9 protein-coding genes are annotated in these 12,273 nt (G+C 67.4%); 2 read left to right on the forward strand and 7 right to left on the reverse strand.

Features of this window, described 5'->3' with window-relative positions:
- Positions 1-71: 71 nt before the first annotated feature.
- Positions 72-386 (reverse strand): ATP-dependent Clp protease adapter ClpS, encoded by a 315-nt coding sequence (gene clpS / locus ACUDP5_RS18900; RefSeq protein WP_025135841.1) that lies wholly within the window; start codon positions 384-386, stop codon positions 72-74.
- Positions 387-612: 226 nt separating this feature from the next.
- Between clpS and ACUDP5_RS18905 the strand changes: the two genes are divergently transcribed.
- Positions 613-858 (forward strand): cold-shock protein, encoded by a 246-nt coding sequence (locus ACUDP5_RS18905; protein ID WP_006220277.1) that lies wholly within the window; start codon positions 613-615, stop codon positions 856-858.
- A 102-nt stretch (positions 859-960) separates the two neighbouring features.
- On the forward strand, positions 961-1,479 hold the full coding sequence (locus ACUDP5_RS18910) for a DUF192 domain-containing protein (protein ID WP_263910974.1): 519 nt from the start codon (positions 961-963) through the stop codon (positions 1,477-1,479).
- Positions 1,480-1,615: 136 nt separating this feature from the next.
- Here ACUDP5_RS18910 and pcaF read toward each other — a convergent pair whose 3' ends face one another.
- The 6 genes from pcaF to xseA form a co-directional block, all read right to left on the reverse strand.
- A complete protein-coding gene (pcaF, locus tag ACUDP5_RS18915) occupies positions 1,616-2,821 on the reverse strand; it encodes a 3-oxoadipyl-CoA thiolase (protein WP_263910976.1) in 1,206 nt (401 codons plus the stop codon).
- 154 nt (positions 2,822-2,975) lie between these two features.
- The gene (locus ACUDP5_RS18920; RefSeq protein ID WP_445656884.1) at positions 2,976-4,382 is read right to left on the reverse strand and encodes a chloride channel protein; all 1,407 of its coding nucleotides are present in this window, start codon (positions 4,380-4,382) and stop codon (positions 2,976-2,978) included.
- Positions 4,383-4,561: 179 nt separating this feature from the next.
- Complete coding sequence (locus ACUDP5_RS18925; RefSeq protein ID WP_263910980.1) at positions 4,562-6,259, reverse strand: methyl-accepting chemotaxis protein; 1,698 nt, start codon at positions 6,257-6,259, stop codon at positions 4,562-4,564.
- 328 nt (positions 6,260-6,587) lie between these two features.
- Positions 6,588-7,166: a superoxide dismutase [Fe] gene (sodB, locus tag ACUDP5_RS18930; protein WP_025135836.1), complete on the reverse strand. Its 579-nt coding sequence runs from the start codon at positions 7,164-7,166 to the stop codon at positions 6,588-6,590.
- A 130-nt stretch (positions 7,167-7,296) separates the two neighbouring features.
- Positions 7,297-10,551 (reverse strand): ankyrin repeat domain-containing protein, encoded by a 3,255-nt coding sequence (locus ACUDP5_RS18935; protein ID WP_445656885.1) that lies wholly within the window; start codon positions 10,549-10,551, stop codon positions 7,297-7,299.
- 111 nt (positions 10,552-10,662) lie between these two features.
- A complete protein-coding gene (gene xseA / locus ACUDP5_RS18940; RefSeq protein WP_445656886.1) occupies positions 10,663-12,030 on the reverse strand; it encodes an exodeoxyribonuclease VII large subunit in 1,368 nt (455 codons plus the stop codon).
- Positions 12,031-12,273 lie beyond the last annotated feature (243 nt).

Consider the following 12,273-nt stretch of genomic DNA (forward strand, 5'->3'; position numbering starts at 1 on the left):
GTGCGCGGGCCCTGCGGTACTACCCTGTGCAGCACAACGCCGCCTGTTGCGGCGGCGTTTTTTTCTATGTTCTAAACGGGTTCCATCACGCATTGCAGCGGATGCTGCCGCGCCCGCGCATACTGCGCCACCTGGGCGATGCGGGTGGCGGCAAGGTCGCGCGGATAGACGCCGCACACCCCGCGGCCTTCGTGATGCACCTGCAACATGATCCGGGTGGCCTCTTCGTGGTTCTTGTTGAAGAACTTCTGCAGCACCTTGACGACAAATTCCATGGGGGTGTAGTCGTCATTCAGCAACAGGACCTGGTACATCGGAGGCGGCGCGACACGCGCCGGAGCCTTCTCGACGGCCAAATCATGCTGGGTATCCAAGGTAGAACTCATAGGGCGGCTATTCTATTTAATCAGGGGACGGCTTGCATGCAACTTACGCAAAATTACACGTAGAAATGCGTAGTTTCCATACTTGACTCCGCAAAGAAAAGCGGCGCATTATCCACGCATTCTGGGGTTTTCAATTCACCGAAAACCTGCCAGGAGGCCGGAGGGGGGACAGGGGTCTAGGCCGCGATGCCCTTCTGTCAACATACGATTCAATGAGGCAGTCCGCATGTCTGATACGACCGCAACCGCCGTCCAAGGGGACAATCCCAAATCGACGGGCACCGTCAAATGGTTCAACGATGCAAAGGGGTTTGGCTTCATTACGCCCGACGACGGCGGTGAAGATCTGTTCGCCCACTTTTCGTCCATCCAGATGAATGGTTTCAAAACCCTGAAAGAAGGCCAGAAAGTGGCATTCGAGATAATCCAGGGGCCCAAAGGCAAACAGGCGCTCAATATCACCGCTGCCTGAGTTACCCTTTTAAAGCGCAACGGTAAGGTTGCGCCATTATCAGGCGGGGCTTTCGGGCCCCGCCTTGTTATTTTCTAATTACTGCGAATACCGCGTCGGGTCATGCTGAAGAATGCTGCTTTGTTTCATGTCGGTCGTACGTTGTTCAAGACAGCGTTCATTAAAGCGGCATCCCGCGGCGCGTTTTGCGCGCTGCTGAGCGTTACCGCGCTGGCCCTGCCCGTGGCGGCCAGCGCCCAGGCCCCGAGCGGACCGCAGGCGCCGCTGCCCACCACGCAACTGGCTGCCGGCATCCATATTATCCGCGCAGAAGTCGCCAACACGGAAGCGACCCGCCGCGACGGCCTCATGTTCCGCAAGGAACTGCCCGGCAACGACGGCATGCTGTTCGTCTTCGAGCAGCCCGACGTGCAGTGCTTCTGGATGCGCAACACGCTCCTGCCCCTGTCGATCGCGTTTATCGCCGACGACGGCACGATCGTCAACATCGAAGACATGGCGCCGCAGACCGACGACGCCCACTGCTCGAAAAAACCGGTGCGCTACGCGCTGGAGATGGCCCAGGGCTGGTTCGAGGGGCACGGCATCAAGGCCGGCCGCAAGATCGACGGATTGCCCTGAACGCCTCGCACGCATCGCGTGCCGAATCATAAAGCAAGGGAGCCCGAGGGCTCCCTTATTGTTTGCCCGCCCGTGGTGCGGGCGGACCGGCCGGCCGGGGACGCGGCTTGCCGCCGAGGCCCTTGGCCGCCTCGCGTCAGACGCGTTCGATGATCAGGGCGATGCCCTGGCCCACGCCGATGCACATGGTGCACAACGCGTAGCGGCCGCCCGTAAGGTGCAGCTGGTTGATGGCGGTGGTGGCCAGGCGGGCGCCGCTGGCGCCCAGCGGGTGGCCCAGGGCGATGGCGCCGCCGTTGGGGTTGACGCGCGGATCGTTGTCGGCAATGCCCAGCTGGCGCAGCACGGCCAGGCCCTGGGCGGCGAACGCTTCGTTCAGCTCGATGACGTCCATCTGGTCCAGCGTGAGGCCGGTCTGGGCCAGCACCTTGCGGGTGGCAGGCGCCGGGCCGATGCCCATGATGCGCGGGGCGACGCCGGCGGTGGCCATGCCGACCACGCGGGCACGCGGCGTCAGGCCGTGGCGGGCGGCGCCCTTTTCGTCGGCCAGCAGCAGCGCGGCCGCGCCATCGTTGACGCCCGAGGCGTTGCCGGCGGTGACCGTGCCGCCTTCGCGAACCACGCCCTTGAGCTTGGCCAGCGCTTCAAGGCTGGTTTCGCGCGGATGCTCGTCCTTGGAGACGACGATGGGGTCGCCCTTTTTCTGCGCGATGGAGACCGGCACGATTTCGGCGTCGAAGAAGCCCTCTTTCTGGGCGCGGGCCGTCTTTTGCTGGCTGGCCAGGGCGAACAAGTCCTGGTCTTCGCGATTGATGTTGAAGTCGTCGGCGACGTTTTCAGCCGTTTCGGGCATGGAATCGACGCCGTACTGGGCCTTCATGAGCTTGTTGATGAAGCGCCAGCCGATGGTGGTGTCGTAGATGGCGGCGCTGCGCGAGTAGGCGCTGTCGGCCTTGCCCATGACGAAGGGCGCGCGGCTCATGCTTTCGACGCCGCCGGCCAGCATCAGGCCGGCTTCGCCGGCGCGGATGGCGCGGGCGGCGCTGCCGATGGCGTCCAGGCCCGAACCGCAGAGGCGGTTGACGGTGGCGCCGGGCACTTCGACCGGCAGGCCGGCCAGCAGCGTGGCCATGCGGGCAACGTTGCGGTTGTCTTCGCCGGCCTGGTTGGCGCAACCCAGGATGGCGTCGTCGATTTCTTCCCAGCGCACGTTGGGGTTGCGCGCCACGAGGGCCTTGATGGCTACGGCTGCGAGGTCGTCGGGACGCACCGAAGCCAGCGCGCCACCATAGCGGCCGAAGGGGGTGCGGATCGCGTCACAAATATAGGCATGCACGGTCATGGGAAGCTCGAATGGAAGTGAAGAAATCGAATGCCGTCGATCTTAACGCAGCGATTTCGCGCCAAGTTGGTGCACCGGCGGGATGTCCGCAGCACGGACAGTGTCCAACCGCTGTTCACTTATGCACCACGATGAGGCCGGGTGGGCGACCGCGCTACGAGGACGCGGGGCCGGACTTGGCCGCGCGACCGGCCTCGACGATGGCCTGGCGACGAAAGCGGCCCGCGGCCAAGTGATAGAAGGGCTGCGGGCAGAACTGGCGCGAGACGCCGGAGGCCAGGAGCGAACCGACCAGCAGCCAGAACAGCATGGGTTGGCTGCCCGTCATTTCCATGACGACGACGCTGGCCGTCAGCGGCGCCTGCGTGGCCGCGGCCAGGAAGGCGGCCATGGAGACCAGCACCAGCACGCGCTGGTCCACGCCCTCGCCCGCCAGTTGCCAGATGTGGTGGCCGATGCCGGCACCGGTGGTCAGCGCCGGCGTAAAAATGCCGCCCGGTATGCCGGCCCAATAGGACGCGACGGTGGCGGCCAGCTTGGCCAGGCCGAATCCGGCCGGCAAGGCCTCGTGCGCCTGGCCCGACAGCAGGTCGGCCGCCGCGCCATACCCCGTACCGTAGACGCTGCCCGCGGTGGCCAGGCCGATCACGGCCAGCGCCAGGCCCATGGCGAAGGCGGTCCAGATGGGATGGGCGCGAATCCAGCTGCGCCACTTTGCCGGCGCCATGCCGGCCGCGCCCTTGCCCAGCAATCGCGCGAAGATGCCGCCCAGCGCGCCATTGAGCAGCGCGCAGCCGATCACCCAGCCCAGCATGCCTTGCGTCAGCGGCGCCCCGCCGAAAACGCCGAAATAAGGATTGTTGCCGGCCACCGCCACCACCAGGAAGCCCGCCGCCAGCACACCGATCAGCACCAGGCGCTGCCAACGCAGCACCGTGCCGCGGCCCAGTTCTTCGATGGCGAAGATGACGCCGGCCAGCGGCGCGTTGAACGCAGCGGCCAGGCCGCCCGCCGCGCCGGCCGCGATCAGTTCATTGGCGTGAAAGCCCCGCAGCTGCACCCCGCGACGCTTCCAGAAATTGCCCCAGGCCAGCATGACGGCGGCGCCCACCTGCACCGAGGGCCCTTCGCGGCCGATCGAGGCGCCGGCCAGCATGCCGAAAAATGCCAGGGGAATTTTCCAGAGCGCCTGTGCCAGCGAGACCAGGCTGTGCTGGCTGGGGCCCGGCGGCAACGACAAGGCGCCGATGACCTGGGGAATGCCGCTGCCGACGGCATTGGGCGCGAACCGCAAGGTGGCCCAGCGCAGGGCGGCCAGGGCGCAGGGCAGCACCAGCAAGGCCAGCCAGCCATAGGCCGCGGTCCATTCGCGATTCCATTCCAGCGCACGGTCGGCCAGATAGGCAAAGCCCAGCGAGACCAGCGCCACCAGCGCGGCGCCCCCGAGCAGCAAGGCCATCTGTACGCTCTTGCGCGACAGGCGGTTGGCCTGGCGCACCTTGCGGCGCAGGAAGTGGCGGGAGCCGGTGGCGATACGGCGCAACGGAGTGGGCAGGTTCATGGGACGCTGGGCGGCGGTGGCAGACAGGACGTAGCGGACAGAGGTCACCCGCCAACGTCGCTAACCTTACCATCGCCGCCTGACTGCCAGCCCACAATGCTTGTTCGAGCCGCATGGGCGGCCCCTGCCCGATCGCTGCAAGCCGGCGGGGCCTGCGGCCAAGGCCCCGCGCCACGCGATCAGAACGTGGACCAGTCGTCGTCCGAGGCGTGCGCCAGGGCGGGACGGGCGGAGGCGGCCGCCGGCCTGCGCGGCGCGACGGGGATGGCCTGGACCAGGCGTGCCTGCGCGGCGCCGGCCGAAGCCGCATCGGCCCCGGCATCGACCTTGAAGCGGCGCACTTCCTGCGCCAGCCGGCCGGCTTGTTCCTGCAAGCTGGCCGCGGCCGCGGCGGCCTCTTCCACCAGCGCGGCGTTCTGCTGCGTGACGGTGTCCATCTGCGCCACGGCCTGGTTGACCTGGCCGATGCCGGAGGACTGCTCGGCCGAGGCGCTGGAGATCTCGCGCACCAGGGTGGCGACCTGGCGCACGCTGTCGACCACTTCACGCATGGTGCGGCCGGCCTCGTCGACCTGGCGGGTGCCGCCTTCGACGCGGTTGACGGACTCGTCGATCAAGGCCTTGATTTCCTTGGCGGCCACGGCGGAACGCTGCGCCAGCGTGCGCACTTCGCCAGCCACCACGGCAAAGCCGCGGCCCTGCTCGCCCGCGCGCGCCGCTTCGACGGCGGCGTTGAGCGCCAGGATGTTGGTCTGGAACGCGATACCGTCGATCACGCCGGTGATATCGGCGATGCGACGCGAGCTGTCGGAAATGGCGCTCATGGTCTGCACCACGCCTTCGACCACTTCGCCGCCGCGCACGGCCACGGTCGAAGCCTGCGTGACCAGCCGCTCGGCTTCGCTGGCGTTGTTGGCGTTCTGCTGCACGGTGCTGGTGAGCTCTTCCATGGACGCCGCGGTCTCTTCCAGCGACGAGGCCTGCTCTTCGGTGCGTTGCGACAGGTCGGAGTTGCCTTGCGCGATCTGCGACGACGCGGAGGCAATGCTCTCACAGCCGTCGCGCACGTCGCGCACGATGCGCGCCAGGCTTTCGTTCATGGCTTTGAGCGCGCCCATCAGGTCGCCGGTTTCATCGCGCGTGGCCACCTGGATGTCGGTGGTGAGGTCGCCCGCGGCCACCTGGCGCGCGGCCGTCACGGCCTGCTGCAGCGGCCGCACGATACCGCGCGTCACCAGCCAGCCCAGCAGCATGCCGACCGCCACGCCGACCACGGCGAGCACGATCATGACAAGGCGCACGGTCTCGTAGAGGTCGGTGCCTTCCTGCACCGATTGCGCGGCGACCTTTTCCTTGCCCACGGCCAGGTCGGTCATCAGGTCGTCGAGCTTCTGCGACGAGGCGATGACGCGCTTTTCGATGGCGTCGACCTTGGCATCGGCCTGCGTCAGCGAATGCGATTGCGCGGCGGCGAAGAATTCAGCCGCCTCGCGCTTCCAGACCTGCTCGGTTTCAACGAACTGCGCCAGCAGGCGCTTGCCCTCTTCCGCGTGGAAATTCGCGGCGGCCTTCTCGCGCAGCGTGTCCATGGTCTTGACCGCGTCGTCGAACTGCTTGCGCAAGGCCTGGCGTTCTTCCTGGGTCGAGGCGGCCAGGAAACCGCTGCGGGCTCGGCCTGCGTAAATGAGGTTGATATTGGCTTCTTTGAGGTCCGAAATGCCTCGCAGCTCGGTGTCGTAGAGCCTGTCGTTCATTTCGTTGATGCGGGCGAGCCCCCACACGCCAAAGGCGCCGATGGCGCCGCCGATCACCGCGACCAGCAGAAACGCGCCCGACAGGCGCGCGCCGATACGTAAACCCGAAAAATACCGCAACATGCTTCCCATCCCGTTCAATTGCCACGGTTTATGGCGGGCGTGCCGCAGTCATTGGCCCCGTGGCTCAGTCGCAGACCGGGGGCAACGATAGCGTTTGCGATTTCCCGCAAGAACGCGAAAGAACTGGCTGTTTATTCTTCATTTCACCGCAATGAACTCGACAATCGACACCGATTGCGGGCCCTATGACCCGGGAACGGCGCAAAGCTGAATTCTGGCTGAACAAAACGAAAGGCCTCTCGTGCAACGAGAGGCCTTCTTCAGTGCGAGCGGATCATGCCGCGACCGACCGGACGTCGGCTACGCGAGGATCGCGACGCGGCGCCGATCAGGCGAAGTTCTTGGCCGCGAATTCCCAGTTCACCAGCGCCCAGAAGTTTTCCAGGTACTTGGGACGGGCGTTGCGGTAGTCGATGTAGTAGGCGTGTTCCCAGACATCACAGGTGAGCAGCGGCTTGTCGGCCGTGGTCAGCGGGGTAGCGGCGTTGCTGGTGTTGACGATGTCGACGGAGCCGTCGGCCTTCTTGACCAGCCAGGTCCAGCCCGAACCGAAGTTGCCGGCGGCCGACTTGTTGAAGGCTTCCTTGAAGGCGTCGAAGCTGCCCCACTTGGCGTTGATGGCGTCAGCCAGCTTGCCGGTGGGTGCGCCGCCGGCCTTGGGAGCCAGGCTGTTCCAGTAGAACGTGTGGTTCCAGATCTGGGCGGCGTTGTTGAAGATGCCACCCGAGGACTTCTTGACGATGTCTTCCAGCGACAGGTTCTCGAACTCGGTGCCCGGGATCAGGTTGTTCAGGTTCGTGACGTAGGTCTGGTGATGCTTGCCGTAGTGGAACTCCAGCGTCTCTTTCGAGATGTGCGGAGCCAGTGCGTCCAGTTCGTAAGGCAGGGGGGGAAGAGTATGTGCCATGTGTGGGTTCCTTCTGTTGAGTGCACGATCAAGCCGTTCAATTGTATCGGCAACTCTGCGAGGATACCGCGTTAACCCCGCGGCGGCGCGGGGTTAAGAGGTATGTGTTTATGACCACCGCACGTAAACGCTACTCTTTCTCATATCGCAGTTCACGCCCCCCCTGCGAGGCCGTCAAGGCGCCATCGTCATGCAATGCCAATGTCATGTGCAAGGGGGTCAGGCTGGCGGATTCGGGCACGTCCAGATCCACGCGCACGGCCCGCGCCTGGGCATCCAGCTTGCTGATGTCGACGTCGTGCCAGCGCGCGCCGGAAGGCAGCGGCACGTACACGGCAAGGGCCTTGAGCTGGCCGGCCTCGATCGGTGCGCTGACGCCGCTGGCCCCTTCCGATTGCTTGGGCGCGCCAGCGAAATCGGCAGTGGCCGACGACATGGCCACGTCGACCTTGACCGGCCTGCCCTGGTAGTAGACGCGCACGGTCATGCCATCGCCCTGGGCTGGCAACGTATCGGCACGCACGCCGGCAATGGCGGAAAACGGCTGGATCGGCGGCGTGTCCAGATGGAGGCGCTTGCCGTCGCTGCGCCATTGGCCGCTGGCTTCGATGTCGACCGCGCCGTAGCTCATCAGGTATTGGAAGCGGCCGTCTTCGGTCAGCAGCAACTCACTGCCCACTTCGCGCATGCCGCGCAGATAGTAGTGGCCGGCAAGGCGGGCCGCGGACCGGGCGGCGCCCTTGCTGGCGGCGGGTGCGGGCGGGCACGCTTGCTTGACGGCCACGCCGGCGGCCTGCAACGTGGCCGCAAACGCCGGCGCGGATTGGCAGGCGAGCGTCTGCAAGAACGACTGCCCCTGCGGCGCGGCTGCGCCATCGAAGCGCGCCTGGTAGCGCGCCAGCAGCGCCAGCATCGCGGGCTGTCCGGTTTCCAGGGCGACCCATGCGGGGCTGCGATCGCGCCCATCCGCCGTATCCGCGCTGGCGCCCGCGGCAAGCAGGGCGTCGGCAAGGTCGGCGCGTCCGGTCTGGATGGCGGCGACCAGCGGCGTCTCGCCGCTTTCGCCGCGCGCGTCGAGCGAGGCGCCCGAGGCCTTCAGGCGCGACAGCACGTCGATGACGGTGTCGCGGCGCGCGACCACCAGTTGCCGATCACGCAGCAAGGCGGACAGCAGCCGCTGCGGCAACGCCTCGCCCGCTTGCACGCAGTCGCCGTGCGCGCCGGTAAAGCCCGCCGCCTGCAATTGCGCGAAATAGCCGGGCTGGTCCAGCAAGGCATATTCGCCGCCCTCGGGCAGGCAGGCGGCGGCAAGCGTTTGCCCGCTGCCCTCTGCGACCCGATTCACGGTCTTCATGTCGCCGGCCGCCAGCGCCGCATTCAAGAGCGCATAACGGGCCGGCGCGCGCGGCAGGCGCGGATCATCGAGCTTGGCGCCGGCACGCAGCAGGCGTTCAAGCACGGCGCCATTGCGGCTGGCGACCGCCCAATACAAGGCGCTGCGCCCTTCCGGCGCCAGGCCCAGCGGATCGGCGCCCTTGACCAGCAGCGCGTCGACCATGGCGGGCTGGTTCGACGTGACGGCCACCATCAGGGGCGGCACGCCGTTGCGATCGAAGGCGCCGTCCTGCGTGGCGACGGCGTTGGCCGGCGGATTGACGGGCACGCCGGCGTCCATCAGATACGTTGCCATCGCGGCGTCGCCGTTTTCCAGCGCCTGGCGGATCGCACCGGCGTCCAGCGTTTTCGGGTCCAGGCCCGCATCGACCAGTTGCCGCAACAGCGCGGCGCCTTGCTTGCCGGGTTGGCGCAAGGCCTGCTGGACGGGCGAATGCGCCGGGTCGGCCAGCAGCGCCTGCAGGGCCTCGCGCGGCGTTGCCGCCAGCAGGTCACGCAGCAGCGCAGGGTCATCGGCTTCGATGGCGCGTTCGAGCGCCGTCTTGCGATCGTAGCCCTGGCGCAGCAGCGCGGGGTTGGCTCCGGCCGCCAGCAACGCCCGCGCGGCCTCCCGCTGCCGGGCCTGCACCGCGTCGGCCAGCGGTGTGTCGCCGTATTGTTCCGCGCTATCGCCCTCGACCGGCGCGCCCAACGCCAGCAGGCGCTTGACCGTCGCCACGTCGCCCTTGCCCGCGGCCAGGTTCAGGATCGGCCGGGTATCGGCCTGCATGCGGACGAACACCGCCGTGTCGTTGCTGGTCTGCGGGCCACGCTGGCTGAACGGCATACCGGCGCGCAGCAGCAGCTCGGCGATGTCGCCATGCCCGGCGACCACGGCGGCCTGCGCCGCATCCAGCCAGAGATCGATGTCGCCCGTTTCGCCGTAGCCCGTGGCCGGCGTCGTGCGCGGGCCCATTTCCCTCAGCGCGGACACGGCGCCCGCGTTGCCGGTGTAGGCGGCCAGCGCGAGCGGGCTGATGCCATCGCCATAGGCCGGTCGGGTGCCGGTAGCGGCCAGCGCCCGCACCACGTCGGCGCCTTCGGTCAGTTCCACCAGCGCCGGCCACGCCAGGTAATCCGCGGCAAAGCGTGGCTTGCCCTGCGCATCCTTGAGCGCACTGCGCGTGACGTCGTCGTCGTGGTCATCGACATAGGCAAAGGGGCGCGGAGCGCCGGCCTTGAGCAGTGCCAGCACCATGCGCGTGGTGTCCTGGCGGTCGACCAGACGCGGCAGATAGGTCATGCGCACCGCGAATTCGAAATCGCGGTTGAGCAGGAAGTCGAGCGGGCTGCGGTTGTCATCACCGCGCTGGTCCGCGCGGGCACCGGCCGCGAGCAGCATGTCCAGGATGCCGGGCGACCCGTACAGCAACGCCAACTGCACCGGCGAACGGCGCGATTCGTAGGTGATGTCGTTCAGGGGAGGCTGGGTGGCCAGCAGGGCCGCCAGCATGCGGGTGCGCGCCGGCAAGGCGTCGCGATGGGCCTGGCGCAATCGCGCCGCTTCGTCCGCGGGCATGTCCCAATACACGTGCTTGCTGCGCGGCCACGGCGGCGTCAGCAGCGCATGCAGCAGCGGTACGCCTTCGAGCGCATAGTCGCCGGGCCGGGCCACCTTGGCCAGGGCCGTGGTGAAAGCGGCTTCGTCGCCCGCCTCGACCGCGGCGAACAAGGCGCGGGTGTCAGCCGTATCGGCCGCCTTGTAGTCGCGGTAGGGCGAGCTGCAATCGCAGCTGTCCTTGCCGCCGGGCGCGGGGCGGGCGGCAGGCGGCTGGGCCGCGCCGGCGCGAGTTTCGGTCTTGCTGGCCGCCTTGGCCTTGTCAGGCCCCTGGGCCTGCGCGGTCGAGGCAAGCCCGACGGCGCCCAGCGATAGCGTCGCGGCCAGAAGGCCGGTCAGCGCGGCAGCCGGACGCGTGCCGCGCCGGCCCTTGCGTGGTGTCTTTTGCTGCATGGTTCCACCCCAGGCTGATCGTTGCGCAGGCGATGTTGCCACACAATCCGGCGCACGCCACGTCGCTCGACCGGATTGCACATACCAACCGGAAAGCGTAAGGCAAGCGCGTCAGGAAGCGTCGCGCGTCTTGCGCACCTGCGTGACATCGACCTTGGCGCCGCCGTGTGCAAAGCTCAGATCCAGGCCCTGCCCCGGCGCCAGGTCGGCGGCATCGCGCACGATGCGGCCGTCGGCATCGCGGGCAATGGCATAACCGCGGGCCAGCGTGTTGCCCGGGTCCAGCGCGCGCAGTTGCGCGCTGGCCGCAGCCAGGCGGTTGCGGCGTTGCACCAGCAGGCGCGCATGCGCCTGGCCGAGCTGCCGCGTCACGCCGGCGAGGCGGTCGGCGGCGCGGCCCGTGTCGGGCACGCGATGCGCCAGGCGCTGCGCCAGCAGATTGACGCGCGCGTTGCGGCGCGCCTGCGGACCGGCCCAGGCCGAAGCCAGGCGATAACCCAGGCTGTTCAGGCGTTCACGCTGATGTTCGAGGCGCTGGGCCGGCGACACCAGTTGCGCGCTGGCGCGGTCCAGGCGCTGGGCGGCGCGTTCCAGGCGGCGCTGCTGGCCGCGGGCCATGGCCTGGGCACACGCCATGACGCGGCCCAGCAGGTCCGAACGCGGCACGCAGGCCAGTTCGGCCGCCGCCGTGGGGGTGGGCGCGCGCACGTCAGCCACGAAATCCGCGATGGTGAAATCGGTTTCGTGGCCGACGCCGCTGATGACCGTGATGGCACTGGCGGCAACTTCACGGGCCAGGCCTTCGTCGTTGAAGCTCCAGAGGTCTTCGATGCTGCCACCGCCGCGCACCAGCAGCAGCGTGTCGACTTCGGCCCGCTCGTTGGCCAGGCGCACCTGGGCGGCCAGCCGGGCGGCGGCGTCCGCGCCCTGTACCGGCGCCGGGTAGATGATGACCGGCACCTGCGGCGCGCGGCGGGCCAGCGCGGACAACACGTCGCGCAGGGCTGCGGCGTGCAGCGAAGTCACCACGCCGATGGCTCGGGGCAGCGGCACCGGGTCGCGCTTGCGCGCCGGATCGAACAGCCCCTCGGAAGCCAGTTGTTCCTTCAGGCGCAGGAAGGCCTCGAACAGGTTGCCGACGCCCGCGCGGCGCATGGCGTCGACCTGCAATTGATAGTCGCCCCGCGGCTCGTACAGCGATACCCTGGCCCTGATTTCGACCTGGTCGCCGGCCCGCGGCACGAAGCCGACCGCACTGGCGCGGCCCCGGAACATGACAGCCCGCACCGAGGCGCGGCTGTCCTTGAGCGTGAAGTACCAATGCCCGGAAGCCGCCTGCGTGAAGTTGGAAATCTCGCCGCGCACCCACAGCGCCGGGATGCTGCGCTCCAACAACTGCCCCACTGCTTGGTTCAGCTGGGCAACTGTCAGGATATCCCGCGCAAATACGTTGTTTGTGACTGCAAGTTCAATTGTCATAAGGCTTTCCGATGCGTACCTGTCCACAGGGCATACGTAGCGGGCCGCAATGATACCGCGTTCAGGCATTTTTGCAGCCGCTGGCCCGAAAGCCAGCAAATTCGGCACAACCCACTGTTTTTTATAGATTTTTTATAAAATCAGCGCTGCTCGAATGTGAAGCAAACAAGCGCAACCCCTGTGCCCACAAGCGTTCCAACGAAGTTTTGCACAGAATTATCCACAGTTTCTGTGGATAGCTTT

Source organism: Achromobacter sp. NCFB-sbj8-Ac1-l (assembly GCF_052695805.1).